Origin of the sequence: Snodgrassella sp. B3800, assembly GCF_026535865.1 — a bacterium.
In the GTDB taxonomy this organism is placed as follows: Bacteria; Pseudomonadota; Gammaproteobacteria; order Burkholderiales; family Neisseriaceae; genus Snodgrassella; species Snodgrassella alvi_E.
The window spans coordinates 429835-456366 of record NZ_JAFNPH010000001.1; the positions used below are offsets into that span (position 1 = coordinate 429835).

The following is a 26532-nucleotide window of genomic DNA, read 5'->3' on the forward strand; positions in this document are numbered from 1 at the left end:
CCTTTCCATGTCCATGTCACACTGTTGCTTCCGCTGCAGTGTGGCTTGTATTTTGTAAGGAATATCAATGCAGTCTTGGCAATTGCCCGAATACATTGCCGACATCCTTCCTTCTGCGGCGCGCCAGCTGGAAAGCGCCAAAGAACAGCTGTTAGCACTTTATCGCGTTCATGGCTACGAACTCGTCTGCCCTCCTCTGCTTGAGTATAGCCAATCTTTACTTACCCGTATTGATGAAGGTTTGTCTCTTAAAACCATCCGAGTTGTCGACCAGCTTAGCGGCCGGCAACTGGGTCTGCGTGCAGATATCACCCCGCAGGTAGCCCGTATTGACGCACATTTACTTTCTGCCAACAGCGGCCTAAACCGTCTGTGCTATGCCGGTCCAGTATTACATGCAAGACCTGACGGCTTTCTAAGCACTCGCGAACCTTTACAGATTGGTGCCGAACTATATGGCCACGCAGGTATCGATGCAGATATTGAGCTGATTGATTTAATGCTAAAAAGTTTAGCTATCGTTAATGTTTCTGCACCCACCTTATCGCTGGGGCACATCGGTATTTTTTATGCTTTAGCTGAAGCTGCCGGACTGGATGATCAGCAAGCTGCTTCACTATTACAGCTAATGCAGGCAAAAGACGCCTCAGCCGTCGAAAAATGTGTCCTGCAATGGCAGATTTCGCAACAGTGGATTGATGCCTTTATCGCCTTACCCACCCTATATGGAACACAAGAAGTATTACAGACCGCCCGCACCATATTGCCTGACTTACCCGAAATCAGCATAGCACTACAACAGCTTCAGCAAATATGTGCGGCTTTTGCTAGCAACAGCATCTTTATCGATCTGAGCGAACTGCGAGTAGACAATTACCATACCGGATTACTGTTTGCCGCCTACAGTGAAGACTGGCCAGATGCGTTGGCACGAGGCGGCCGCTATGATGGATTGGGCAAATATTTTGGCCGTAGCCGCCCAGCCTCAGGATTCAGTTTTGACTTACGAGATTTAATTGGGCATCTGCCACCAGTAGAAAAACTACGCGGCATAAAAGTCAGCGTGCACGATGCCCCCGCTGCAAAAAACGAAATAGAGCAACTGCGTTCAGCCGGTGAATGTGTCATCATTGATTACACTCCTGAATGCAACGAAGTTAAAGGATGCGACCGCCAACTTGTCTGGCAAAACCAGCAATGGCAACTGATTCCTTTGTAGCAATAACCAACCTTTAGTATGAGCAGGTAAATCTATATGGCAAAAAACGTCGTCGTTGTCGGTACCCAATGGGGTGATGAAGGCAAAGGTAAAATTGTAGACTGGCTGACCGAACGTGCCTCCGGCGTGGTACGTTATCAGGGCGGACATAATGCGGGTCATACTCTCGTAGTCAACGGTAAAAAAACCGTATTGCGACTAATTCCAAGCGGTATTTTACATACAGGAAAACGCTGTTTTATCGGCTCTGGCGTAGTGGTATCACCAGAGGCCTTACTGAGTGAAATGTCTGAATTACAGCAAGCCGGTATTGATGTTACCAAACAGCTGACAATTGCCCCAACTTGTCCCTTAATATTACCTTATCATATTGCATTGGATCATGCCCGTGAAGCAGCCAAAGGCGATAAAAAAATCGGTACCACCGGCCGTGGTATTGGTCCGGCCTATGAAGATAAAATTGCTCGGCGAGCAGTACGGATAATGGATTTGTTTCAGCCAGATGTCTTAGAGCAAAAAATTAAAGATGCTGTTGCTATCTATAACTGCCAGCTTACTGGCCTGTACGGACAAGAAGCTCTGGATGCAGATAAAATCTATCAGCAAACTTTAGAACTGGCCGACCAGATACGGCCGATGGTCGGGGACGTTTCACGCGAGCTGAACGATATGAACGCAAGCGGCGAATCATTACTGTTTGAAGGAGCACAAGGCACGTTCCTCGATATCGATTATGGCACTTATCCTTTTGTTACCTCTTCCAACTGTATTGCCGGTGCTGCAACAGTCGGTTCTGGTGTCGGACCAACTAAAATCGATTATGTTCTGGGTATCGTCAAAGCCTATACTACCCGCGTTGGCTCAGGTCCGTTCCCGACAGAACTCTTTGACAGCGTGGGCGAAGGTCTGGCCCAACGCGGTAATGAATTCGGTGCTGTTACCGGACGTCCGCGCCGCTGCGGCTGGTTCGATGCCGCACTGATGAAACGTTCCATTCAGGTAAATGGTATCTCTGGTTTATGTGTTACTAAGCTGGATGTAATGGATGGTATGGACAGCATCAACATCTGCGTTGGTTACGATTATAATGGTGAAAAAATAGATATTCTGCCTTGCGGTTCAGATGCTGTCTCCGCTTGCACACCTATTTATGAAACCATGCCTGGTTGGAAAGAAAGTACCTTCGGCCTGAAAACCTACGATGCATTACCGGCTAATGCTAAAGCTTATCTGAAACGCATTGAAGAAATCTGTGGTGCACCAATTGCCATGATTTCTACCGGCCCAGATCGCGAAGAAACTATTTTGCTGCAACACCCCTATGAATAAATAAGTAAAAAGCAAAAACCCATCAATATGATGGGTTTTTTATTATTGTTAGGTTCCTGAAGAGTTTTACCTATTTTATGCTATCAAAAGCCACTTGCTTCTTTCTCATAACCGGCGCAGCTATTTTGCTTTGTGAAAAAGATTGTGCCACCACAAAGCAACACTATCCAGCCAGCGACTGAACCAACCCGCCTCATCCACATTATGCAGTGCTACCACCTGCTGTTCAGCAATTGTCTGGTTTCCAGCCAGAAGCTTTAACGTCCCTATATTCTGACCTTTATACACAGGTGCCACTACAGGCTGTACAGCATCTAGTTCAATTAAAAGCTCTTTAGCTCCATTAGCAGGCACAGTAACATAGGTATCACGCAAAAATCCGACTGGCACCTTTCGATGTGCACCCTTGTAAACAGTGATATCTGCAAGTTTATGTCCTGCCGGATATAAGCGCACCGTATTGAAAGAAGTCAGAGCCCAGCTTAATAGCTTACTGCCTTCAGCAGCTCTGGCCTCACTACTGTCTGCACCTACGAGTACTGCAATATTACTGCGGTCATTGCGCTTGCTGCTTACAGCCAGATTATATCCGCCATTAATACTATACCCTACAGCCAGACCATCCACCTGATTATCGCGAAATAACAGCAGATTTTGGTTTAACTGCGTTACTCCGTTATAACTAAATGATTTCTTAGCAAACCATTTTTGATACTGTGGAAAATCACTAACCAGTCTCTGTGCTAATATCAGCAAATCTCCCACACTACTGTATTGTCCTTGTGCCGGCAAACCGGTGCAATTCATAAAATGGGTGTGATGCAGCCCCATTTTCTGCGCTTGTGTATTCATACGTTGTACAAAGGCTTTTTCACTGCCGCCCACTGCTTCAGCCAGCGTTATTGCCGCATCATTGGCAGAAATCACCAGCATACCCTGCACCACTGTTTCAGCAGGTACCGGCACACCCTGCTGTAAAAACATTCTGCTGCCGTCTGTCTGCCAACCTGTCGAAGAAACCTGCAATTGCTGGCGAGCTTTCAGTTTGCCACTTTGCAAAGCATCAAAAACTAAGTAAGCTGTCATCAGCTTAGTCAAGGCTGCTGGTTCAATCTGAGCATCCTTATCACGGCTTGCCAGAATCATCCCGCTTTGCTCATCCGCCACCGCATACGCTGCAGCATTAATCACAGGCAATTCCACTGCCTGCGTCATTGGCAGAACTGCCAGCAATATCGTTGCCCATAGTCCACAAATTAAATTTCTCATAATTTTTTTAGCACATTCAAAATCGGCTTTGCCTGCATTCACCCAATCTTTAACCGGATATTATAAACATTTGACCGCACTAGATAAGCGATATTGGCAAATTTACTTGCATAAAAAAAACAGCCGCGTTATCGTTAATTTTTGATTAATTCCGTTAAGCAGACAATCTGCATAATAAAATCAGACTCTTCTTTATAAGCAATCATGAACAAACACGCAAACTACCTTACCCGCATACTCACCGCCGCTGTTTACGACGTGGCCATTGAAACGCCTTTGGATTATGCCACCAACCTATCCGACAGACTCAACAACCACATCTGGCTAAAACGTGAAGATTTACAGCCGGTATTTTCTTTTAAAATCCGTGGCGCCTACAACAAAATGGCCAAGCTGGACAAAACTACTCTAAAAAAAGGGGTTATTACTGCTTCAGCTGGCAACCATGCACAGGGTGTAGCTTTGTCTGCGCAAAAACTAGGATGTGAAGCAACAATTGTCATGCCTCAAACCACACCACAAATCAAAATTGATGCCGTCAGAAAACGGGGAGGAAAAGTTGTATTGGCCGGTGAGTCATACAACGATGCTTATAAACACGCCATGCAACTGGTTGCCGAAAGCGGCTTAACCTACATTCCGCCATTTGATGATCCTGATGTGATTGCCGGACAAGGCACCATTGGCATGGAAATTCTGCGTCAGCATGCCAAACCAATAGATGCAGTTTTTGTAGCCATCGGTGGTGGTGGCCTCGCTGCTGGCGTTGCCGCCTATATCAAAAACGTACGTCCGGAAATCAAAGTAATCGGCGTTGAAACCGAAGATGCTTGTGCCATGAAACAATCCATTGCAGCAGGTAAACGCATCGAATTATCCGAAGTTGGCCTATTTGCCGACGGCACCGCCGTCAAACTGGTGGGCGAAGAAACATTTGCTTTGTGCCGCGACCTTTTAGACGACATCATCATTGTCGATTCCGACAGCATTTGTGCGGCGATAAAAGATATCTTCGATGATACTCGCAGCATTACCGAAACCTCAGGTGCACTTGCCCTAGCCGGCCTAAAAGCATATATCGCAAAGAATCAGTGCCAGCATCAAAATTTGATAGCCGTCACAAGTGGTGCCAACATGAACTTTCATCAGCTTCGTTATGTATCCGAACGTTGTGAGCTGACCGAAGGCCATGAAGGTATTTTTGCTGTTACCATACCGGAAAAACCGGGCAGCTTCCGCCACTTTATTGAACTGATAGGCAACCGCAGTATTACAGAATTCAATTATCGCTACGGGGATAACCAGAAAGCGCATATTTTTGTCGGGATCCAGAGTAACGACATCGCCGATTTACAGCAGATTGCACAGGAACTGAACAGCAACGGCCTACCTACCATTGACTTAACTGATAACGAAATGGCCAAACTGCATATCCGCTATATGGTGGGCGGTCGCACTGGAAAAGTAGCCAATGAGCGCCTGATAAGCTTTGAGTTCCCAGAGCGGCCAGGCGCATTAAAACGCTTTCTGTTACACATGCAGTCTGACTGGAATATTTCCCTGTTTCATTACCGCAACCATGGTGCAGATTTCGGCCGCGTATTAGTGGGTCTGGATATTCCTCCTTCTGATACAGAAAAATTCCATACATTTCTGGAACATCTTGGTTATCTATATCAGGAACAGACGCACAATGCTGCTTATCAGCTGTTTCTGAGTGAAACCCCAGACAAAAAATAAATCCAGTATAGACTGTAGTAATGGCTTGAATTAACTCAGTCTTAAGTGTTTAAAAATTAGAAAAATAACTGATAACATCAAAAGACATTATTGGCAGGCTGCAACAATCAAATTTTTTTAAGCGGAATAAATTGCTCAGCCTGCCATAATTTTTAACAAGATAACAATTCCTGCCTATCTCATCATGCCAGAATTATCAGCTCTTTTTTTTCAGAAAACCTCTTTCAAAGCGATATTTTCCCCAACAAAAGTCCAATCAAAATACAAAAAAGCTAAAGATTAAACCAATCTTCAGCTATAACAAATAATAAGAAAAATACGAATCAAAAATTAATACTGCCAAAATTTATTTTATATTCCGTCGTTCATAGACAGCCTGCGCCAAGGTACCGGCATCGACATACTCCAGCTCTCCACCCAGAGGCATACCGCGAGCCAGCCGCGTAATTTTAGCTGGAAAATCCGTAAGCAACTGCGACAGGACATAAGCCGTAGCATCACCTTCAGCTGTAAAACTCGTAGCAATAATAATCTCTTCTACTTCATATTCCTGTAACCTTGTAACCAGCTTATCCAGCGCTATAGCCTGTAAATCTGCGCCCTGTGTCGGGTTTACCTGTCCCATCAGCACAAAATACAGCCCATCATGACAATTCGCTGATTCCATACTGGCTACATCCACTGGCATCTGCACAATCATCAGCCGCTTCGCGTCACGAGTTTTATCCGCACAGATGGCACACAATTCACCTTCGCAAAAAGTATTGCACAACCGACAATGATGCACCTGTAACAAAGCGGCCTGAATAGCGGCGACTAACTCCTCTGCACCAGCACGCTTATGCTGTAGTAATTCATAAGCCATACGCTGTGCCGTTTTAGGTCCCACATTCGGCAAGACTTTTAATGCATTGGTTAAACGGCTCAAAGCATCAGTGTTTTTTGTGCTCATTCTGTTACTCATTAACACGCAGCTGAAGATTTAATTTATCAGCCAATATACAATTAGCAGCAACAGCCATTTGATTGATTTTATTTCAGATTTAAATCAATTACCGCATGGCAAAAGCTAAAAGGAAAAAGCCGCTGCAAACGCATGTTCAGCCAATTTATGCTATTTTTTAAGATAAAAGGAAGAGCAACTCATCCAAATCACCCTCCCTGTGTAATAAATTATTTAAAGAAATCACCCATACCAGCAGGCAGATTCATACCTTGCGTAAACTGCCCCATCCGTTCAGAAGAAGTGGCCTCAGCCTTACGCACTGCATCATTTACCGCAGCCGCAATCAAATCTTCTAGCATTTCTTTATCTTCAGCTGCATCGGCAAGCAGAGTGTCATCAATATGAATACGTTTAACCCCGTAATGACAATTCATGGTTACCTTAACCATTCCGGCTCCAGATTCACCTTCCACTTCCACATTAGCCAGCTCTGCCTGCGCCTTTTTCATGCGTTCCTGCATCTGCTGCGCCTGCTTCATCAACCCACCTAAACCTGCTTTTCCAAACATGGCAACTTCCTTTTACTTCAAATTTAAACGGAAAAAAATCAAACCAGATATTGTAATTAATCTTCAGCAAGACGCAAGCTTTCAGGAACCCAACTTGCATTAAAGGTATCCATTAGCATCTTCACCGCCGGCTGCGCTTCCAGAATAGATTGTGCCTGCTGCTGAGCTTCAGCATGCAGACGCTGTTGACGCATCTGTGGTGTTTCCAGCGTACTTTGTTCTTGCCAGCTGCATGTCTGCAACCGAATCGGTCGCTTATAAACCTGCGAGAGCGTTTCAGCCAGCCGCGTTAATAATTCACGGTTAGCTGTCGGTTCTCCCTGCTCTGCAAGCGCAATCGTCAATTCACCAGTATTTTCTTCATAGGCAGCAACGGCAGAATGCTGGCTGAACAACTGTACAGCCCCAAGCCGGTGTGCCAGCAAAGTTAATATTTCTGGCCAGTTCTCAGCACTTAGAGGCGGAAAACTATTCTGAAGTATTTCAGGATGAGTTTTATCAGCCGGATCAGCAGCTAAGCTGCCTGAGTCAGCCTCCAGCTCTGGGGTAGAAAACTGCTCGGACACATCAGGCTCATCAGAGATTAACAAAGGGGGTGACATAGAATTGTCATCAACTGCATCAGGCAAATCTGAAGGAACATCTTCCCACGGAGGTGGTAACCCCTCATCAGCCATTGCTGATCTATGAGCATTCACGTCAGGTGACACTGCCTGATAATCAATACCACTAGATGTTGCTGCTGGAGTGGTTTCCACGTGTGTAGCGGGTTCTGCCTGTACATTTTGCTCAGCTTCTGTGCTTACCCCTTCGTTACCCGATATATCCGCAGATATTGGTGTCTCCACAGATTTAAAATATTGTCCTTCAGCAACCAGAAGATTACTATCCAGCGGATTTTGCAGTTGAGTGCCGCTAAGCTGACCATGCAGACGTTGAGTATTTACAGCAGCAAGTGGTGTAAAAGCCAACATGCGGAGCAAAGTCATTACGAACCCAGCCTTCTCATCGGGTGCCAGAGGTAAATCCGCTTTACCTCGTAAAGCGCATTGATAGTAGAGTTGTATTTGTTCACCAGAAAACTGGCCGGCAAAGCGGGTTAAAGCCGCATATTCCGGTTCATCCGATGCAATGGCAGAAGGCACTGTTTGCAAAATAGTTAAACGCTGTAACAATAAAGCCAGCTCTGTCAGCGCACTGTCAAAACCCACTGCACAGCTAGCCATTTCTTCAGCCTTGGATAACAAAGCTTTTCCATCACCTGTAGCCAGCGCTTCCAGTAAAGCATACAAATAGCTTTTATCCACCGCGCCAATCATATTGCGCACATTTGCTTCGGTCACCTTGCCAGAACCAATTGCAATTGCCTGATCAAGCAAACTAAGCGCATCGCGCATGGAACCGGCAGCCGCTCTACCCAACAGCAGCAATGCCGCATCTTCATAATCAATCTGTTCCTGCTGTAATACATAAACCAGATGATCGTGTACCTGCGTGCTGTTCAGATTACGCAACACAAATTGGAGGCAGCGGCTCAATACTGTAATCGGTACTTTTTGTGGGTCGGTTGTAGCCAGAATAAACTTCACATGTTCCGGTGGTTCTTCCAGCGTTTTAAGCATGGCATTGAATGCACTTTTGGACAGCATATGCACTTCGTCAATAATATATACCTTATAGCGTCCCATCGTAGGTGCATACTGCGCGTTTTCCAACACCTCACGGATATTATCAATCCCTGTATTAGAGGCCGCATCAATTTCCAGTACATCAACGAAGCGTCCAGCATCAATCTGACGGCATGAATCGCACTGATTACACGGTTCGCCATGTTCAACATGCAAACAATTGAGACTTTTAGCCAGAATACGGGCAATGGTAGTTTTACCTACACCACGTGTTCCAGTCAGCATATACGCATGGTGCAAACGGCCTTTATCAAGCGCATTCACCAATGCCTTAACCACATGCTCCTGCCCCACTAAATCGGCAAACCTTTTCGGCCGCCATTTACGCGCCAATACTTGATAAGTCATAACCGTCCACAACCGCCAGCCACAGCAGAATCTATACTCAAAAAAAAGAAATTTTGTCTGTCAGAAATACACAGACAGGCACCACATTGTAACCAAAAACACCTAAAAGTGGTTAGGATAAAAGACAGCAAAAAATCGTAGGAAACAATAAGAAATTGTTTAGAAGAAATGATATTAATAAGGGCTGTCAGTAAGAATTCAATCATTTACAGCAAACGGCTTTTTTACATTCTGTAATTCATTGCCACTAGCAGATTAATTCTAATGTAAAACATAATTTACTGCACCCATACCAGCTTTACATCAAACAACTCAGACCAATTTATATAATTAGAATAATGAGTTCAACACATTTCTTCGTAGCTCTATGTTCTCGGTACAAAATTCAGAAGATAGCTTAGCTTACTCGCCAAGCTACCTAGCTCAGCAAGTAGCTTGGACAAAATGACAAATTAAACATTATAAATTTGCATTAGCATCAGCCAGATTATTGGCAATCTGCCGCACCGCAGCCACATAATGCCGGCTGTGATTATATTGCCAGACAGTATAGAAATTATTTAGCCCAAACCAGTAATCATACACACCGGGTGAAATTTCCAGCCGGTACAAAATACCCTTCTCCTGATTAGCTATCTGCGCCGGAATCACCACACCCAGTTGACGCAATTGTCCAGCAGTATATTTTAGGGAAGTTGGCTCATCAATAATCTGTTGTAATTGTGGCGTTGGCTGCATACTCACCTGTACCGCAATCGGTGCACCAGACTTCCAGCCATGTTGCTTCATATAATTAGCCACTGAAGCCAGCGTATCACCGGCATTGCGCCAGATATCCCTATGCCCGTCACCATCCCAATCTACAGCATATTGATGAAAACTGGATGGCATAAACTGCGGCATACCCATTGCTCCGGCAAAACTACCTTTAAAACTAAATGGATCCTGCTTTTCCTCATAAGCCAGCTGCAAAAATTCTGCCAGCTCGCGCTGAAAATAAGCTGCACGGCGCGGGTAGTGATACCCAAGAGTAGTCAGCGCATCTGCCACACGATACGATCCCATGCTCGCGCCATAATTGGTTTCAATACCCACTATTGCAACCAATAATTGTGGTGTTACACCATAGCGTTTGGAAACCTCCTGAATCACAGCTGCATTATTTTGCCAAAAAGCGTTACCTGTACTGATACGAACATTATTTGCATTATTCTGAACAAAGGTATACCACGGCAGAGAGGTGCCCGGCTTATCCATGCCACGGATAATACTCGGGCGATAGCGTACTTGCCGAAAAAAATTTTCCAGTTGCTCGCGGCTGTAGTGACCACGTTTTATCTCATTATCAATAAAGCGGTTCACATCATTACGGCCTAGCAAATCCAAACCGCTATCGGTTAATGCAAACACTTTTTCATCAGCCTGTGTGGTTACAGTAGCCGTTACAACAGGTTTAATTGGTTTATTCTGGATAGATTGTGTGCTTTGGCAGGCCGCCAGCAATAAGGCTGCACCTGTAATCAGTAGGTATTTCATTATTATGGTTCCTAATATATGCTTTATGCACAGTCTAAACTATTTTTACCATCTATAACAAAAAAGCTGTCTGGAATAATCCAGACAGCTTACGCTTTCCTGATGTGTGGTCAGTTATACTTATTCAGCAGCAGCCACAACAGTTACCGTAATAGCAGCCACAGCATCACTGTGTAGCGCTACTTCGATTTCATATTCGCCAATGGCTTTTAACGGACCATTAGGCAGACGTACATTAGCTTTCACTACTTCCACACCGACTGCTGCTTTAATGGCTTCTGCAATATCATGAGTAGTAACTGAACCAAACAAACGGCCATCCACACCAGCTTTCTGAGCAACGCTGATTGTCTGACCATCCAGTTTCAGCTTGCGTGCTTCGGCATCGGCCAATACTGCTGCTTGATGAGCTTCATACTCAGCGCGTTTTTCTTCAAATGCAGCCAGATTAGCAGCATTGGCACGCTGTGCTTTGCCTTGAGGAATCAGAAAATTACGGGCATAGCCGTTTTTTACATTAACTAGATCACCCAGATTACCCAGGCCACCGACTTTTTCTAACAAAATAATCTGCATAATAACTCTTCCTTATTATTTATGTTGATCGGTGTAAGGCAGTAAAGCCAGAAAACGGGCACGTTTTACCGCTGTAGATAGCTGACGCTGATAATGTGCTTTGGTTCCAGTAATACGAGCCGGAATGATTTTACCATTTTCGGTAATAAAATCTTTTAACAAGTCAACTGCTTTATAATCAACCTGTTTGATACCTTCCGCAGTGAAGCGGCAAAATTTTCTACGTTTGAATGATTGACGAGCCATGTCGTTTAACCTTTATATTCGCGAATTTGTTGGATATGCAGTACCGGCCGAGAATGATAAATACCTTTTTGGCTCAGAAATCCATTGATTTCCACCATACTACCCGGCTGATACGGCCAGTGTGCAGCCAAATCACCTAATGCTTTTGCCTGAATTTCCATTTTCGCCAGAAACCGCTGTTGTAGCTCCATCTGCCACGATTCATGGGTAAGCCACATAGTCAATACCGGCAAACCAGCGGGGGTATAACGTAATTCATTCAGACTTTTAATCTGAGCACAAAGACATAATTGATTCAGCAAACCAGCCTCAATAAATTAATCAGGCTTCAGCTTGCTCTGAAGTGGCTTCAGTGCTGTTACCTGCTAACAGATTCTTGGACTTCTCGTCTTTCATCATCGGAGAAGCTTCAGTTACTGCTGCGTCCATTTTCACAGTCAGATGACGCAGTACCGCATCATTAAAGCGGAACGCAGTCTCAATTTCGTCAATCACTTCTGGTGTAGTTTCAACGTTCATCAGCACATAGTGTGCTTTGTGAATTTTGTTGATCGGGTAAGCCAGCTGACGGCGACCCCAGTCTTCCAAACGGTGAATTTTACCGTTGGCATCAGTAATCATGGTTTTGTAACGCTCAACCATGGCACCGACCTGTTCGCTTTGATCCGGATGGACAATGAACACGATTTCATAATGACGCATGAATACTCCTTGTGGCTAATCAATCCCTTTACCATGCGAAGTGTAAAGGGCAAGGTTGGAAAATCAGCTATTATAAATATTTTTGCATACAGAATCAAATAATAGTCTGCCATTTCCACCCAAATATTGTGAATAACTGTTTTATATACAGGCATACTATGAGATCTCTTTGTATCACTGTAGCCCAAAATGTCACTTTACTGTTCTTAAGTCACATCATTAACCCAAAAACATTTCAGTAGACATACTAAATTTTAATAACGACGGTTTACAGAACTCCACTAAAACGCCTACCATTAAGGTTATATTCAAATATTGTTTCTTTGCCCCACCATGAATAACTATTTCGACTCCATGTTTGCCCGCAAAGAATTTCTGGCACGCCTGATGGTACACAGCTTAAAAACCAGCAGTGGCTGGCTCGAACTGGCCTTTGCAGTGATAATTATGTTTGGTACGTACTGGCTAAGCTTGAAAATACTGGCCGTCATCAACCGACATACTCAGCAAAGAGAAATCAAATTTCCGGTTCTGTTTCACTTTATTACACGCTTATTATGGCCGGTATTACTGTTACTGTGTACCATCATTGCCATGGTTATCTGGCGCGTCAGTACCGGTGAATCTGTTCTGTGGCTACAGCTTACGGCCTTTACCGCACGCTGGCTGCTGATGATTCGTATTATCATGGCCGTATTGCACAACGCCATACCCAATAACCGCTTCAACGAACGCTATGAGCGGTCTCTTTCTACCTTTTTATGGGTATGCTTTCTGCTCTGGCTCACCAGTCTGGATACCTTTATTATTCGATTACTCAAATCACTGGCCTTGCCAATAGGTTCAACCAGTCTGAGTCTGTACACCGTCATTACCGGCAGCATTATTGTTGGCATCGCTATCATTATCGCAATGTGGCTATCGCGCATCACCGAACAGCATATACTTAAAGCAGAAAAACTTGATGTAAATCTGCGCTATGTGCTGGTGAAAATTGTTAAAACTCTGCTTGTGGTTGTGGCTGTACTGATTGCGCTTCCAATGGTAGGTATCAATCTCACTATTCTGTCTGTATTCGGTGGTGCATTGGGTGTTGGACTTGGTTTGGGTTTGCAAAAAATTGCCAGCAACTATGTATCTGGTTTTATCATTTTGGCAGACCATTCCGTGAGACCAGGCGACCGGCTGAATATCAATAATTTTACCGGTTATGTGACCAAAATAACCGCTCGTTTTGTGGTATTGCGCAGCAGTGATGGTTCAGAAGCATTGATTCCTAACGATACCTTCGTTTCCAATACAGTAATCAATGATTCCTATTCCAGCAAAATCATGTCTAACAATCTTACCTTACAGGTTGCTTACAATACCGACCTGCCACAGGCACTTGAAATATTAAAAGAAGCAGCAGCCAAGCAAGCAAGAGTGTGCGACGACCCAAAACCAAACAGTTATGTCACTGGGTTTGCCGATTCGGGTATCAATCTGTACGTTAATTACTGGATTCGCGATCCCGAAAATGGATTTATGAGCATTAACTCAGCCATTTTGCTGGAAATATGGAACCGTTTCAAAGAAGTAGGTATAGAATTTCCATTTCCGCAGCAGGAAATCCGCATACTTAACGATGCAAGCGATCCCATTACCTGTGACAGCATAACGCACCAAGTTACTACTGAAGAAGAACCATCTTTTTCTGAACCACTGCCAACTGCACTCAGCGTTTCTTCTTTTCATGCAGGCCAGCATAAACCTCATGAGTAGTCTTAACACCTATAAAATGCCGGTGTCTGTACTGGTGGTGGTTTATAACAACCACCACCAGATACTGTTACTTGAGCGCGCAGATAAACCCGGCTACTGGCAATCAGTCACTGGCAGTCAAGAAGCCGGAGAAACTCTGGAACAAACAGCCAGACGTGAACTGGCTGAAGAAACTGGTATTATTTCTACCGATATTGTCAACTGGCAGTTTTCAAGCGTGTTTGAAATTTATCCACATTGGCGGCATCGTTATGCACCGGGCGTAACACATAACACTGAACATGTTTTTTCGGTTTGTATAGACGCTTCTACTCCTATTAAACTATCACCACGCGAGCACCTGCGTTACCAATGGTGCCCTCTGGGGCAAGCTGCTGAGCAGGTTTTCTCACCTTCCAACCGTGCAGCACTTATCCAGTTGCCCCAACGCTGGTGATTCTATTTTTCCAACACCTTTCATGAACGCCATCACTATTGCCACTTACAATATTCATAAAGGCATGTCTGCACTAAACCAGAAAGTACAGCTGTTGCAAATGACTACAGCTTTACAGCAGCTTGCTCCAGATATCCTGTTTTTACAGGAAGTACAGGGATACAACAGCAAACGAGCAGACAATATTCCTGATTTTCCTCGCCAACCACATTACCAGATTCTCAGTGAACAACTGGACTATCACGTGAGCTACGGCCGCAATGCACGCTACAAATACCGCGATCATGGCAATGCTATCCTTAGCCGCCACCCCATGATCACCTGCCATAACCTGGATATTAGTGTCAATAAAATGGAACAGCGCGGGCTGTTACACTGCGAAGTTCAGCTTCCACAATGGCAAATGCCATTAGTGTGTTTGTGTGCTCATCTCAATCTACGCGAACCAGATCGTATTAAGCAGTATCAAACTATATATGATTACATTCAAAGTGAAATAGACCCTGCGAAGCCCTTGATTCTGGCCGGAGACTTCAACGACTGGCGCCAGCGTTCTTACAATACTCTTGACCCAAAACTGAATCTGCAAGATGCATTTTGTAATTACCACAACGCACCAAAAACTTTTCCTGCACGCTTACCCCTTTTAAGCCTCGATAGAATTTTCATCCGCCATTTAAAAGTACTGGCAGCCAAACCATTAACTGGTCAGCCTTGGCAGAAACTATCTGACCACCTGCCCTTGTTTGCCATCATTTCTCCTGAAAACGAAAAAAATTCATCAGCACACTAATCGTGCTGCTACAATTAATCAAAAACCATATAGAGTAGCAAAAATAAACAATGGGATAGATAATTAGTTAGTAACTATTTTGTTAACCTTAATACCTTAAATATCAGATTGAATTATGCTCGCTTTCTTTGCAAGACAGATACTGAGCCTATTTTCATAATAGTTTTCAGCAGTTTCAGCAGCAAAGTTTTCTCATCATGACTAATTAGCGAATTGCAAGATGCCAAACTGGTTTATGCAGACATCACAAAATATGCTGAAGTTTGGCATCAACTCTTTGCTATTTTATTTTTTATTTCTTCTGGTAGTTTTTTCTATTTATATAAGATTCCAGAAAATTTTCAATTGCAAAAACTCATAACACCGTATTTAAAATAAACCTGTTAGTAAAAGATTTATCTTTCCAATTGTTTGGTTGTGTCTCGCACTCACTTAATTAAACAAGCATATTCATCCGAATATAATTTTCTCAGTCAGCTCTATCGCTATTTCGTTTACCGGCACAACCTTTAATTATTTGCACTTAGTGTAATGCTGGCTATGTGGCTATTTTTATTTAGACAATGACGCCAGATTTCTTTCACCATTATTAATAAAATTATTTTATATTAAAATTTAAATTTAACCATTTAAATTATGATGTTGAATATAGGCTTAGGTTTGCCATCCATAAAAATACAATCGGTAAATTTGCTGTCTTCAAATCATTAGAATTCATTGATAAATTTCACTCGGCATACATTGAGCCCATAACCTCATGCCAAACAATAAGATACATGTTAGCTGAATACATTTTAAACACAGTATCTAAGCAATCTATTGATAAATTAAAATTATAATTATTCAGCTAATAACAATGTGCATTTACTCGTTTAATTATCAAACAAACTTCCATGCAACCTAAAAAATCAGAACCTCTTTAGAACAATCTGGTGTCGAAAAGACGATTAGAAGTACCATGTAAAAAGGATTAAAATACCACACTCAATTTCACCAAACCTCACTGGCGGTGATATCAAACTCATTCATACTATTAACAGTATGCTGAGTAATAAAATAATAGGATAGCAATTATGAATTTTCCTCCCCGTATCATGCCAAATACCCGAATGCGAAGAATGCGGCATGATGATTTTTCACGCCGCATGATGCGTGAAACCATCCTAACAGCAAATGATTTTATTTTGCCGGTTTTCGTGCACGAAAAAAGCGGTCGCACTCCGGTCGAATGTATGCCCGGTGTTGAACGGTTATCCATTGATGAATTATTAAAAGTTGCCGAACAAGCACTTGAACTTGGTGTACCAGTACTGGATTTATTTGGTGTACCCAATCCAGAATATAAAACAGCTGACGGACGTGCAGCATGGGATGAAAATGGTATTATCCAGCGGGCTATTCGCGCTTTAAAATCACGCTTTCCTGAATTAGGTGTGATGGCTGATCAGGCTCTTGATCCCTATACCACTCACGGGCAGGATGGATTACCAGATGCAAATGGCTATATTCAAAATGATGAAACAATAGAAGCTATTATTAAACAATCATTATCTCACGCCGACGCAGGTGCAGATATTCTTTCACCAAGTGATATGATGGATGGGCGCATTGGCGCCGTACGTGAAGCTCTGGAAGAAAATGGTTTCATCCATACCCGCATTATGTCCTATGCTGCTAAATATGCCTCTGCTTTTTATGGTCCGTTTCGTAGTGCTGTTGGTAGTGCAGGAAATTTGGGTAAAGGGAATAAATATACTTACCAGATGGATCCCGCAAATAGCAATGAAGCACTTCATGAAGTCGCACTAGATATTGCTGAAGGTGCTGACATGGTAATGATTAAACCAGGTATGCCCTATCTGGACATCATTCGAAGGGTTAAAGATGAATTTGCTGTACCTACTTATGCATATCAGGTTTCAGGCGAATACGCAATGCTTCAGGCTGCGATACAAAATGGCTGGCTAGATGCGGACAAGGTGATAATAGAAAGCTTATTGGCGTTTAAACGAGCTGGTGCTGATGGCATCCTGACCTATTTCGCACTAGATGCTGCTCAACGGCTCAAACAACAATCCAACGTTTAATTATTCATTCATCATAAACCCCATAACGATTGCATAGAGCTGCCGTAACCAATCTTCTTCTATAGTTAAGGACGACAGCATCCATGCAATCCCAGAACAATCTAAGCTCTACTTTTTTCTCATATTCAGGCTGATCTAAATTACCTTTACACTTAAAAATTTTGATTAAAATTACAGCATCATTTACATACTTATTTAATAACTTTGAAACACTCGAATTTACTTTGCGCTATTACAATTTAATTTAAATAATTCTTGGCTCAGCTATAAAATGGCATATTAATTGCTTTAATGAAAAATGAAATAAGTTAATCTCTATCTAACATTGATACATTAAAAAATTAAATAAAATAGGCATCTACATCGATTAAAAACTTTATTTGCGTCGTATTTTAATTAATCTTATCAACCACGTTCATCCTTAGCGATAAAATTACAACACAGCTAATTTTTTTAACACGAAACTATATTTATATAAAATTCCTTAAAATATAATTTGTTACCTTTTTTTATAGCTTATTTTCTATTTTGAAATACAATCAGCATATTCGATATGCGCAATTAAAATTATAATAGAGCTTATTTTGATATAGATTAATTATTTCTAAGAAAACTAAATTGTAATTCATGTAAATATCATCTTCTTAGATAGCAGCAGGAAGAAAACCAATTTATAATTTTTAGTTATATATCAATTATTTATTCATATACCTAGTAAAGATATTTTCAATTCAGAATTGTAATCCAGTAGCAATAATTGTGTGTTAATAATTGTATTAATATATTAATGTAATTTTTAAGCTTTACCCATTTCTTCCCATGTTTATAAAAAGAATAAAAATAAATGTATGATTTTTATATAAAATAAAAACAGAAATAAAAACAGAAATAAAAACAAGAATAATACTTATTTAACATTCCTTAAATAACATATAGCCACAGGCAATATACAGTTTGCCAACATTGTCTTAAAATAGTAACTCCCGTTTTTTACAAACGTTAATCGTGTTTCCCGTAATGTTGAGGTCGTTACATGAAATTAAGTAAGCTCTCAGGGATAGTATTGACGATGCTGATCGGTTCGCTGTTGTTATGCGGCTGTGATGCAGCTCTGCTAAACCCTAAAGGCCATATAGGTCAGGAAGAACGCACGCTGATACTGACAGCAATCTGCTTGATGTTGATAGTCGTAATTCCGGTGATTATTATGGCAATTCTCTTCTCTCTGAAATACAGAGAGGGAAGCAATGCCAAATATTCGCCGAAATGGGCGCATTCCAATAAACTCGAGGCCGTAGTTTGGGGCATTCCTATCCTGATTATTCTCATTCTGGGAACAATCACTTGGAAAACCACTCATTCTCTGGACCCGTATCGTCCGCTGGAAAGTGATAAAAAACCAGTAGTAATTGAAGTTATTTCATTAGACTGGAAATGGCTGTTTATTTATCCAGAACAGGGTATTGCTACAGTTAATGAAATCGCTTTTCCGAAAGACACACCGGTGGAATTCAGAATCACTTCCAATACAGTGATGAATTCATTCTTCATCCCCCAGCTGGGTAGTCAGATTTACGCTATGGCCGGTATGCAGACCAAGCTACATCTGGTAGCTGATACTGCCGGTGAATACAAAGGTATTTCATCCAGCTACAGCGGTGCCGGTTTCTCTGGTATGAAATTCACTGCCATTGCTACACCGGATGAAGCCAGCTTCAATCAATGGGTGGAAAAGGTGAAACAGTCGCCAAATACACTTAATGACATGGCTTCATTCAACAAACTGGCTGCGCCTAGCCAATTCCACAAAGTGGAATACTTCTCCAGCGCAAATCCGAGTTTGTACGGCAACGTGATTGCTAAATTTGCCAATCACAATATGCCGGCTACTCTACAGGCCAGTGCCGCCAGCAGTGCTGAGTAAGCTTGCGAGGAAATAAACAATGTTCGGAAAATTATCTTTAGATGCGATACCGTTCCATGAACCAATTGTCATGGTAACGATTACAGCCATCATCGTCATAGGTTTGGCGTTGGTGGGTGCAATTACGTATTTTCATAAATGGACTTATCTGTGGAAAGAATGGTTTACCACAGTTGACCACAAACGTATCGGTATCATGTACATCATTGTCGCAGTGGTGATGTTGGTACGTGGTTTCGCCGATGCTGTGATGATGCGTAGCCAGCAGGTACTTGCTTCCTCTGGTACCAGTGATGGCTTTCTGCCGCCACATCACTATGATCAGATTTTCACCGCCCACGGTGTAATCATGATTTTCTTTGTAGCGATGCCATTTGTTATTGGTTTGATGAACTTCGTCATTCCGTTGCAGCTAGGCGCGCGCGATGTGGCTTATCCATTCCTAAATAATTTGGGTTTCTGGTTTACCGCTGTCAGTGTGGTGCTGGTTAACCTGTCACTGGGTCTGGGCGAATTTGCCCAAACTGGCTGGCTGGCTTATCCACCGCTGTCTGGATTGGAATTCAGCCCTGGGGTTGGTGTAGATTACTGGATATGGAGTCTGCAGATATCGGGTATAGGTACTACGGTAAGTGCGGTTAACTTTATCGCTACTATACTGAAAATGCGTGCCCCTGGCATGACTATGATGAAAATGCCTATCTTTTGCTGGGCTTCTTTCTGTAGCAACATTCTGATTCTGACTTCTTTCCCGATTTTGACTGCATCTGTAGCGATGCTGACATTAGACCGTTACCTTGGCACCCACTTCTTTACCAATGAACTGGGCGGTAACATGATGATGTATATCAATCTGATTTGGGCATGGGGTCATCCAGAAGTTTATATTCTGATTCTGCCAATTTTCGGTGTGTATTCAGAAGTAACTGCTACATTCTCACGTAAAACCATGTTCGGCTATACCTCAATGGTATGGGCCACCGTGTGTATCACCATCTTGTCTTTCATCGTATGGCTGCACCACTTCTTTACCATGGGTTCTGGTGCCAACGTTAATGCGTTCTTTGGTATCGCCACTATGATTATTTCCATTCCGACTGGGGTGAAAATATTCAACTGGTTGTTTACTATGTATGAAGGCCGTATTTCTTTCCATGTCCCAATGCTGTGGACGGTAGGCTTTATCATTACTTTCTCCGTAGGTGGTATGACCGGCGTACTGTTAGCTGTACCGGGTGCCGACTTTGTACTGCATGGCAGTCTGTTTTTGGTAGCCCACTTCCATAACACCATTATCGGTGGTGTCGTATTCGGTCTGTTTGCAGCGCTCAACTACTGGTTCCCGAAAGCATTTGGCTTCAAGCTGAATGAAACATGGGGTAAACGCGCCTTCTGGTGTTGGTTTATCGGCTTCTTTGTTGCGTTTATGCCGTTATATGCACTGGGCTTCATGGGCATGACCCGTCGTTTGAGCCAGCACATTGACCCAGCTTTCCACACATTGCTGTGCGTAGCTGCTGCTGGTGCTGCCATCATTGCTCTTGGTGTGGTATGCATGGTGATTCAGGTAGTGGTTTCCTGCATACATCGTAAAGAAAATCTAGATGTGACCGGCGACCCATGGGATGGCCGCACACTAGAATGGTCTACTTCTTCTCCAGTACCCTTCTACAATTTCGCTATTCAACCTCAAGTTGAATCCCGTGATGCATTCTGGGACGAAAAAGAAAAAGGTATTGCGTATAAGAAACCAGCTAAATATGAAGAAATTCATATGCCGAAAAATACAGCTGCCGGTCTCGTTATCGGTGTATTCTCCCTGATTTTCGGTTTTGCCATGATTTGGCATATCTGGTGGATGGCCATCATTGGCTTCGCTGGCATGATTATTAGTCTCATTGCCAAGAGCTTCGACACCGACGTGGATTACTACGTACCGGTTGCTGAAATTGAAGCCATTGAAAGCAAACGTTTTAATGAATTAACTAAAGCAGGACTGAAATAATGTCAACTGAAACCTTGATTCACGGTAAGGCGCCTGAACACGCTCACCACGACAACGGTTCACTGAAGGTATTCGGGTTCTGGATTTACCTGATGAGTGACTTGATTTTGTTCTCTTGTCTGTTTGCCACCTATATCGTGCTCCTGCCGGGCACGGCTGGTGGCCCAAGCGGCAAAGACATTTTCGAGCTGCCTTTTGTGCTGGTAGAAACTTTTGCTCTGTTGCTGAGTTCCATTACATACGGCTTTGCCGTACTGGCAATGAATCGCAATAATCAGAGTCAGGTTTTGTTGTGGCTGGTTATAACCTTTGTATTCGGTGCCTGCTTCATCGGGATGGAGCTGTATGAATTCCATCATCTGATTACACATGGTATGGGACCGGATCGCAGTGGATATCTGTCTGGCTTTTTTGCTCTGGTAGGTACCCATGGTCTGCACGTTACCGCCGGTCTGATCTGGATGGCAGTTCTGATGATTCAGATTGCTTCGCGTGGTCTGACTAGTGTTAACCGTATGCGTATTAACTGCCTGAGCCTGTTCTGGCACTTTCTGGACATCGTGTGGATTTGCGTGTTCTCAATTGTATATCTGATGGGGGTAGCGTTATGAGTCAGTCAAACCATCAAGACCATATTCCACAACATGGCAGTGCTAAAAACTACGTCATTGGTTTTATCCTGTCGGTGGTATTAACTCTGATTCCGTTTCTGATGGTCATGAATCATGCAGCAGACAAGAAAACTTTGTTTGCGGTGATTGTGATTACAGCTGTATTACAGCTTATTGTTCAGTTGGTATGTTTCCTCCATTTGGGCAGTAATCCGGAAGAACGCTGGAATCTAATTTCATTTATTTTCACCGCAATTGTGATTGTATTGCTGGTAGGCCTCTCCATTTGGATTATGTGGAGCCTGAATGCAAACATGGTGTTAGGTTAAAGGCAGTTCATGATTAAGCCATACCTGCAAGTAACTAAACCAGGTATTATCGTCGGCAACCTGATTTCAGTTGTCGGCGGGTTTTTGCTGGCTTCCAAAGGCAGCATTAACGGTTTCCTGCTAATTCTTACTCTGCTGGGCGTGTCTCTGGTAGTAGCTTCTGGCTGTGCGTTCAATAACCTGATTGACCGTGATATCGATCCGAAGATGGAACGTACCAAGAATCGTGTTCTAGTACGAGGGCTTGCCTCTGCACGGGTGACCTTTGCATTAGCCACGATACTGGGTATTGCTGGGTTTATTGTGCTCTATTTTGGTGCTAACCCGTTGGCCATGTGGTTATCTGTAATGGGCTTTGTGGTTTATGTAGGGATTTATAGTCTCTATATGAAACGGCATTCTGTTTACGGTACCCTTATTGGCAGTCTGTCAGGTGCCGCACCTCCAGTGATTGGTTATTGTGCAGTAAGCAATAATTTTGATGCTGGTGCACTTATTCTGCTAGCGATTTTCAGTCTCTGGCAAATGCCACATTCCTACGCTATTGCGATTTATCGCTTTAAGGATTATCAGGCAGCCAATATTCCGGTTTTGCCAGTGGTAAAAGGTATTGCGGTAGCCAAACACCATATCACGTTTTATATCATTGCTTTTATGTTTGCGACACTGATGCTGTCTATAGGTGGTTATGCCGGATACAAATATCTGGTGGTGGCTGCTGCGGTCAGTGTATGGTGGCTGTGTATGGCACTATCTGGTTATAAAGCGCAGAATAATGACCGTATATGGGCACGTAAACTGTTTGTATTTTCGATTATAGCTATCACTACCTTAAGCATTATGATGTCGGTAGATTTCATGACACCGGCCTCTCCTACTGTATTAAGCTTGGCTGGTTGATACCGTAAACATGAATACATAATAATACGCAAACCACCCCAACCTGCCTTTGTTTCTTTTACAATAGGCAGGTTTTTCTTTTAAGCTGTACTCAATATGAATTCCAACAATAATGATACACACATGAACTCCGCCGAAAGGCGAGCAACATGGGGATTAGGAGCGGTTTTTTCATTGCGCATGCTGGGCATGTTTATGGTTCTGCCAGTACTGACCACTTATGGAATGACATTACAAGGAGCCAATGAAAGCCTGATCGGTCTGGCTATTGGTATTTATGGCCTGATGCAGGCTTTACTACAGATTCCTTTTGGCTTATGGTCAGACCGTTTTGGACGCAAGCCACTGATAGTGGGCGGTTTGATAATCTTCACTCTGGGTAGCATCATTGCCGCTGTAACCACCTCAATCTGGGGGGTGATTTTGGGACGAGCTTTACAGGGTAGCGGCGCAATTGCCGCAGCCGTAATGGCTCTACTTTCAGATTTAACTCGTGAACAGAATCGCACTAAAGCGATGGCTTTTATCGGTATCAGCTTTGGCATAACATTTGCATTGGCCATGGTATGCGGCCCAATTATCACACATGCATTTGGTTTACACGGTCTATTTTGGGTCATTGCCTCACTGGCAGTAATCGCTATTGCACTGACGTTATTTTTTGTACCCGTGAGCAGTGTTCATGTGTTCAATCGTGAATCTGGTATCGTAAAGGGTAGCTTTGGTACTCTATTGCGTAATGCACCCTTACTCAAGCTCAACATAGGTATTTTCTGTCTGCATTTTCTTCTGATGTCTACCTTTGTTGCTCTGCCTTTGCAACTTGAGCAAGCAGGATTTCCAGCATCCAAACACTGGCAAATTTATTTATACACAATGCTGATTGCATTTATTACGGTATTGCCACCGATTATTTATGCAGAAAGTAAACGCCGGATGCGACGCGTTTTTATCATATGCGTTGCCGGTCTGATGCTTGCTGAAACAGTTTTATGGCTGGCCAATATTTCCTTTTGGTCCCTAATTATAGGTGTATTGTTGTTTTTTATTGCGTTTAATTTGATGGAAGCATTGCTGCCATCTTGGGTAAGCAAAGAAGCGCCTGCCGGTTTTAAAGGCACAGCAATGGGCATTTACGCTACAGGACAGTTTCTCGGAGTAGCCTGCGGTGGCACTATCGGTGGCTGGCTGGCTGCACATTGTGGTGCTCATTCAGTTTTTTTGTTTGGTACAGGATTAGCTGTGGTGTGGTTGCTGCTAAGTTTTACTATGCAGGAACCACCCTATCTGGCTAGTCTGCGCTTGACGCTGGGCAGCAATCAGATTTTGCCCGAGAATGCACACCAACAATTATTGCAGCAGAATGGTATTAGCCAAGTTTTGATTGTGCCTGAAGAACACAGTATCTACATTAAAATTGACAGTAAAATTACCAGCCGCCAACAGTTGGAAGCTTTTATCAACTCCATCTGCAGATAGGTATCTATTAACAAGACGGTTTTTCCGTATCCGGCTCATAGTTTAAATTAAAATAGCTGCCAGAACATAACTTGCGCTAATTATTTATTTCTAAGCAGTTTTATTTTTAGACTAGGCCGGATTTTATGGCATTCAATATTGATAATTTTCTTTTCTACCATTTTCACAGGAATGAAGAATTTATGCATGCTCAAAGGCCTGCATAATTTCCTGTGCTAGCACAATCTGGCTATCAACTACTTTTGTAGCACCAGCTTGGATAAATAATTGCTTATCCTGTTCATATCGGCTAAACGTCACGATTTGCAATTGAGGATTGAGTGCCAGTGCAGCTTTGATAATTGAAACAATCTCTGTTTTATTTTGGATGGTAATAATCAAATTTCTGGCTTCGGACACAAATACTGCATCAAGCATACCATCAGACAAAGCGTGTCCGTAAGCCACTGGTATCTGACGTGCTCGTAGTTCTGTTACTACGTCAAGCCGGTTTTCCTGAACATATACTGTTTCATTCTGAGCCTGCAAATGCCTGATAATTTCCTGCCCTACCGGACCAGCACCAACGAGGACGGTATGATTGCTTACAGCTGGCGCAACAGCCATGTCTTCATCAACAAAATAAATCGATACCGGTTTAATGGGAGCAGCCACTTTTGCATGAGGCTTATCAGACATCATTCCGCTGTCAATCACGCCTGGTGCTGCTGAGGTAGCCTGTTGATTCTGTTTTTCTAAATACCGGTTAAGCCAGACAAACAGAAAAGGATTACAAATAATGGAAATCAGGGCACTCCCTAATATCAAATCGCTGGCCAAGGGAGGCAATATTTTGTATACCGACCCTAAGCTGGCTATCATAAAAGAAAACTCCCCAATCTGCGCCAATGCTACAGCAATGGTTAATGCTGTTTGTGGCGGATAACCAAATACGCGCACAATCAGAAATGCGCCTGCACTTTTGCCAATTACCACAACCAGCAGGGTTGCTATGAGCAATAATGGTTCACGAATAATAATACTGGGGTCAAACAGCATCCCTACTGAAACAAAGAACAAAACTGTAAAAAATTCTCTCAATCCGCTCGAAGCATCTTCAGCTGTGTGATTCATACTGGTTTCACTGATGATGGCTCCAGCAAAAAACGCACCCAGTGCAAATGAAACACCGAAAAGATAATTGGCTAATATGGCACAACCCAGCGCTACGGCTATAACCGCCAACCGGAATAGCTCTGGACTACCGGTGCTTACTACACGCTGTAAGGACCAGGGTATGAGACGGCGCCCCAGAAACAGCATCACTACCACAAACGCAATAATCTGAACACTGGTTTTGCCTAGTAAATAAAATAAATCAGCACTCGAAACACTTCCTTGTCCTGACAATACCGGCGCCAGCGCCGGAATCATGACCAGCACAAACACCATGGCTATATCTTCCACAATGAGCCAGCCAGTGGCAATGCGGCCTTGCGTAGAATCCCCCAGATGCCAGCGCTGCAAAGCAGCTATTAAAACTACCGTAGAAGCACAAGATAAAGCCAGCCCAAACACAATTCCGGCACCAGTGCTCCAGCCGGCCAGCCATGCCAATAGCCAGCCTAACAGGGTAGCCAGTGCAATCTGTATCAGTGCCCCAGGAATGGCAACACGTTTGACTGCAAGCAAATCACGGATAGAAAAATGTAAACCCACTCCAAACATGAGCAAAATTACGCCCAACTCTGCCAGCTGCTGTGATAAATGCATATCAGCAGTGAAACCTTTGGTGTACGGTCCGACAATAATCCCTGCAAAGAGGTAGCCAACTAAAGGTGGCATACGTAATTTGTGGGCTATATAACCGAGTATAAAAGCAAAAAATAATCCGCCTACAATGGTTTCTACCAGTGGAAATGAGTGGTGCATTGATTTCTCTAGGTAATAATCAGTAATAGTAAGTAATCTATATTAACGGATAATTTTTGATAAATAAAAGCTTTTATCAGCTTTTCATATATAATTATCGTTTTTTATCTAATCTTTGCATATAT

23 protein-coding genes are annotated in these 26532 nt (G+C 43.1%); 13 read left to right on the plus strand and 10 right to left on the minus strand.

Translation table 11 applies throughout. From position 1 onward, the window contains the following. The first annotated feature begins 67 nt into the window (after nt 1–67). Complete coding sequence (locus J3U64_RS01945) at nt 68–1219, plus strand: ATP phosphoribosyltransferase regulatory subunit (protein ID WP_267403679.1); 1152 nt, start codon at nt 68–70, stop codon at nt 1217–1219. Nucleotides 1220–1255: 36 nt separating this feature from the next. Further along, nucleotides 1256–2548: an adenylosuccinate synthase gene (locus J3U64_RS01950; protein ID WP_267408096.1), complete on the plus strand. Its 1293-nt coding sequence runs from the start codon at nt 1256–1258 to the stop codon at nt 2546–2548. 120 nt (nt 2549–2668) lie between these two features. On the opposite strand, the gene J3U64_RS01955 is transcribed toward J3U64_RS01950, so the two are convergent. Then, complete coding sequence (locus J3U64_RS01955; RefSeq protein WP_267408097.1) at nt 2669–3817, minus strand: D-alanyl-D-alanine carboxypeptidase family protein; 1149 nt, start codon at nt 3815–3817, stop codon at nt 2669–2671. Nucleotides 3818–4021: 204 nt separating this feature from the next. Here J3U64_RS01955 and ilvA point away from each other — a divergent pair, with 204 nt between their 5' ends. Continuing rightward, on the plus strand, nt 4022–5557 hold the full coding sequence (ilvA, locus tag J3U64_RS01960; RefSeq protein ID WP_267408098.1) for a threonine ammonia-lyase, biosynthetic: 1536 nt from the start codon (nt 4022–4024) through the stop codon (nt 5555–5557). Nucleotides 5558–5903: 346 nt separating this feature from the next. On the opposite strand, the gene recR is transcribed toward ilvA, so the two are convergent. From recR to rpsF, 8 genes are all read right to left on the minus strand, one after another. Then, complete coding sequence (recR, locus tag J3U64_RS01965; protein ID WP_267408099.1) at nt 5904–6509, minus strand: recombination mediator RecR; 606 nt, start codon at nt 6507–6509, stop codon at nt 5904–5906. 221 nt (nt 6510–6730) lie between these two features. Continuing rightward, nucleotides 6731–7072 (minus strand): YbaB/EbfC family nucleoid-associated protein, encoded by a 342-nt coding sequence (locus tag J3U64_RS01970; RefSeq protein WP_100139961.1) that lies wholly within the window; start codon nt 7070–7072, stop codon nt 6731–6733. A gap of 56 nt (nt 7073–7128) precedes the next feature. Next, complete coding sequence (gene dnaX, locus J3U64_RS01975; protein WP_267408100.1) at nt 7129–9108, minus strand: DNA polymerase III subunit gamma/tau; 1980 nt, start codon at nt 9106–9108, stop codon at nt 7129–7131. A gap of 459 nt (nt 9109–9567) precedes the next feature. Beyond that, complete coding sequence (gene mltB / locus J3U64_RS01980) at nt 9568–10644, minus strand: lytic murein transglycosylase B (RefSeq protein WP_267408101.1); 1077 nt, start codon at nt 10642–10644, stop codon at nt 9568–9570. A 120-nt stretch (nt 10645–10764) separates the two neighbouring features. Then, complete coding sequence (rplI, locus tag J3U64_RS01985) at nt 10765–11220, minus strand: 50S ribosomal protein L9 (protein ID WP_100139958.1); 456 nt, start codon at nt 11218–11220, stop codon at nt 10765–10767. 15 nt (nt 11221–11235) lie between these two features. Then, a complete protein-coding gene (rpsR, locus tag J3U64_RS01990) occupies nt 11236–11466 on the minus strand; it encodes a 30S ribosomal protein S18 (RefSeq protein ID WP_025330416.1) in 231 nt (76 codons plus the stop codon). Nucleotides 11467–11471: 5 nt separating this feature from the next. Continuing rightward, nucleotides 11472–11768, minus strand: a complete 297-nt coding sequence (gene priB, locus J3U64_RS01995) for a primosomal replication protein N (RefSeq protein WP_267408102.1) — start codon at nt 11766–11768, stop codon at nt 11472–11474. A gap of 19 nt (nt 11769–11787) precedes the next feature. Next, nucleotides 11788–12168: a 30S ribosomal protein S6 gene (gene rpsF, locus J3U64_RS02000; protein WP_100139956.1), complete on the minus strand. Its 381-nt coding sequence runs from the start codon at nt 12166–12168 to the stop codon at nt 11788–11790. 333 nt (nt 12169–12501) lie between these two features. Here rpsF and J3U64_RS02005 point away from each other — a divergent pair, with 333 nt between their 5' ends. The 10 genes from J3U64_RS02005 to J3U64_RS02050 all read left to right on the plus strand — a co-directional run bounded on the left by J3U64_RS02005 (nt 12502) and on the right by J3U64_RS02050 (nt 24496). Then, a complete protein-coding gene (locus J3U64_RS02005) occupies nt 12502–13932 on the plus strand; it encodes a mechanosensitive ion channel family protein (RefSeq protein WP_267408103.1) in 1431 nt (476 codons plus the stop codon). Continuing rightward, nucleotides 13925–14368 (plus strand): dihydroneopterin triphosphate diphosphatase, encoded by a 444-nt coding sequence (nudB, locus tag J3U64_RS02010; RefSeq protein WP_267408104.1) that lies wholly within the window; start codon nt 13925–13927, stop codon nt 14366–14368. The genes J3U64_RS02005 and nudB overlap by 8 nt, the downstream gene beginning before the upstream one ends. A 22-nt stretch (nt 14369–14390) precedes the next feature. Further along, nucleotides 14391–15161 carry an endonuclease/exonuclease/phosphatase family protein gene (locus tag J3U64_RS02015; RefSeq protein WP_267390087.1) on the plus strand — a complete coding sequence of 257 codons (771 nt, stop codon included), beginning with the start codon at nt 14391–14393 and terminating at the stop codon, nt 15159–15161. A 1073-nt stretch (nt 15162–16234) separates the two neighbouring features. Continuing rightward, entirely contained in the window at nt 16235–17248 is a 1014-nt protein-coding gene (gene hemB, locus J3U64_RS02020) for a porphobilinogen synthase (RefSeq protein ID WP_267408105.1), read from the plus strand. Nucleotides 17249–18281: 1033 nt separating this feature from the next. Continuing rightward, a complete protein-coding gene (gene cyoA, locus J3U64_RS02025; RefSeq protein ID WP_267408106.1) occupies nt 18282–19172 on the plus strand; it encodes a ubiquinol oxidase subunit II in 891 nt (296 codons plus the stop codon). A gap of 19 nt (nt 19173–19191) precedes the next feature. Further along, on the plus strand, nt 19192–21177 hold the full coding sequence (gene cyoB / locus J3U64_RS02030; protein ID WP_100139951.1) for a cytochrome o ubiquinol oxidase subunit I: 1986 nt from the start codon (nt 19192–19194) through the stop codon (nt 21175–21177). Next, nucleotides 21177–21788 carry a cytochrome o ubiquinol oxidase subunit III gene (locus J3U64_RS02035; protein WP_267408107.1) on the plus strand — a complete coding sequence of 204 codons (612 nt, stop codon included), beginning with the start codon at nt 21177–21179 and terminating at the stop codon, nt 21786–21788. The genes cyoB and J3U64_RS02035 overlap by 1 nt, the downstream gene beginning before the upstream one ends. Then, nucleotides 21785–22117: a cytochrome o ubiquinol oxidase subunit IV gene (gene cyoD / locus J3U64_RS02040; protein WP_100139949.1), complete on the plus strand. Its 333-nt coding sequence runs from the start codon at nt 21785–21787 to the stop codon at nt 22115–22117. Before J3U64_RS02035 ends, cyoD begins: the two co-directional genes overlap by 4 nt. Before the next feature lie 9 nt (nt 22118–22126). Further along, nucleotides 22127–23017 (plus strand): heme o synthase, encoded by an 891-nt coding sequence (gene cyoE, locus J3U64_RS02045; protein ID WP_100139948.1) that lies wholly within the window; start codon nt 22127–22129, stop codon nt 23015–23017. Between the two features lie 123 nt (nt 23018–23140). Further along, the gene (locus tag J3U64_RS02050; protein ID WP_267408108.1) at nt 23141–24496 is read left to right on the plus strand and encodes an MFS transporter; all 1356 of its coding nucleotides are present in this window, start codon (nt 23141–23143) and stop codon (nt 24494–24496) included. A gap of 180 nt (nt 24497–24676) precedes the next feature. Here the strand turns inward: J3U64_RS02050 and J3U64_RS02055 are convergent, their stop codons facing one another. Further along, nucleotides 24677–26407: a cation:proton antiporter gene (locus J3U64_RS02055; protein ID WP_267408109.1), complete on the minus strand. Its 1731-nt coding sequence runs from the start codon at nt 26405–26407 to the stop codon at nt 24677–24679. Nucleotides 26408–26532 lie beyond the last annotated feature (125 nt).

What these genes read in the sequence shown, in the direction of transcription:
- hemB (WP_267408105.1), top strand. Translation starts at nt 16,235, where the DNA reads ATGAATTTTCCTCCCCGTATCATGCCAAATACCCGAATGCGAAGAATG.
- cyoA (WP_267408106.1), top strand. Translation starts at nt 18,282, where the DNA reads ATGAAATTAAGTAAGCTCTCAGGGATAGTATTGACGATGCTGATCGGT.
- J3U64_RS02005 (WP_267408103.1), top strand. Translation starts at nt 12,502, where the DNA reads ATGAATAACTATTTCGACTCCATGTTTGCCCGCAAAGAATTTCTGGCA.
- J3U64_RS02055 (WP_267408109.1), bottom strand. Translation starts at nt 26,407, where the DNA reads ATGCACCACTCATTTCCACTGGTAGAAACCATTGTAGGCGGATTATTT.
- mltB (WP_267408101.1), bottom strand. Translation starts at nt 10,644, where the DNA reads ATGAAATACCTACTGATTACAGGTGCAGCCTTATTGCTGGCGGCCTGC.
- recR (WP_267408099.1), bottom strand. Translation starts at nt 6,509, where the DNA reads ATGAGCACAAAAAACACTGATGCTTTGAGCCGTTTAACCAATGCATTA.
- dnaX (WP_267408100.1), bottom strand. Translation starts at nt 9,108, where the DNA reads ATGACTTATCAAGTATTGGCGCGTAAATGGCGGCCGAAAAGGTTTGCC.
- rpsF (WP_100139956.1), bottom strand. Translation starts at nt 12,168, where the DNA reads ATGCGTCATTATGAAATCGTGTTCATTGTCCATCCGGATCAAAGCGAA.
- cyoE (WP_100139948.1), top strand. Translation starts at nt 22,127, where the DNA reads ATGATTAAGCCATACCTGCAAGTAACTAAACCAGGTATTATCGTCGGC.
- ilvA (WP_267408098.1), top strand. Translation starts at nt 4,022, where the DNA reads ATGAACAAACACGCAAACTACCTTACCCGCATACTCACCGCCGCTGTT.
- J3U64_RS01970 (WP_100139961.1), bottom strand. Translation starts at nt 7,072, where the DNA reads ATGTTTGGAAAAGCAGGTTTAGGTGGGTTGATGAAGCAGGCGCAGCAG.
- nudB (WP_267408104.1), top strand. Translation starts at nt 13,925, where the DNA reads ATGAGTAGTCTTAACACCTATAAAATGCCGGTGTCTGTACTGGTGGTG.
- cyoB (WP_100139951.1), top strand. Translation starts at nt 19,192, where the DNA reads ATGTTCGGAAAATTATCTTTAGATGCGATACCGTTCCATGAACCAATT.
- J3U64_RS01955 (WP_267408097.1), bottom strand. Translation starts at nt 3,817, where the DNA reads ATGAGAAATTTAATTTGTGGACTATGGGCAACGATATTGCTGGCAGTT.
- rplI (WP_100139958.1), bottom strand. Translation starts at nt 11,220, where the DNA reads ATGCAGATTATTTTGTTAGAAAAAGTCGGTGGCCTGGGTAATCTGGGT.
- rpsR (WP_025330416.1), bottom strand. Translation starts at nt 11,466, where the DNA reads ATGGCTCGTCAATCATTCAAACGTAGAAAATTTTGCCGCTTCACTGCG.
- J3U64_RS01945 (WP_267403679.1), top strand. Translation starts at nt 68, where the DNA reads ATGCAGTCTTGGCAATTGCCCGAATACATTGCCGACATCCTTCCTTCT.
- J3U64_RS02050 (WP_267408108.1), top strand. Translation starts at nt 23,141, where the DNA reads ATGAACTCCGCCGAAAGGCGAGCAACATGGGGATTAGGAGCGGTTTTT.
- cyoD (WP_100139949.1), top strand. Translation starts at nt 21,785, where the DNA reads ATGAGTCAGTCAAACCATCAAGACCATATTCCACAACATGGCAGTGCT.
- J3U64_RS01950 (WP_267408096.1), top strand. Translation starts at nt 1,256, where the DNA reads ATGGCAAAAAACGTCGTCGTTGTCGGTACCCAATGGGGTGATGAAGGC.
- J3U64_RS02035 (WP_267408107.1), top strand. Translation starts at nt 21,177, where the DNA reads ATGTCAACTGAAACCTTGATTCACGGTAAGGCGCCTGAACACGCTCAC.
- J3U64_RS02015 (WP_267390087.1), top strand. Translation starts at nt 14,391, where the DNA reads ATGAACGCCATCACTATTGCCACTTACAATATTCATAAAGGCATGTCT.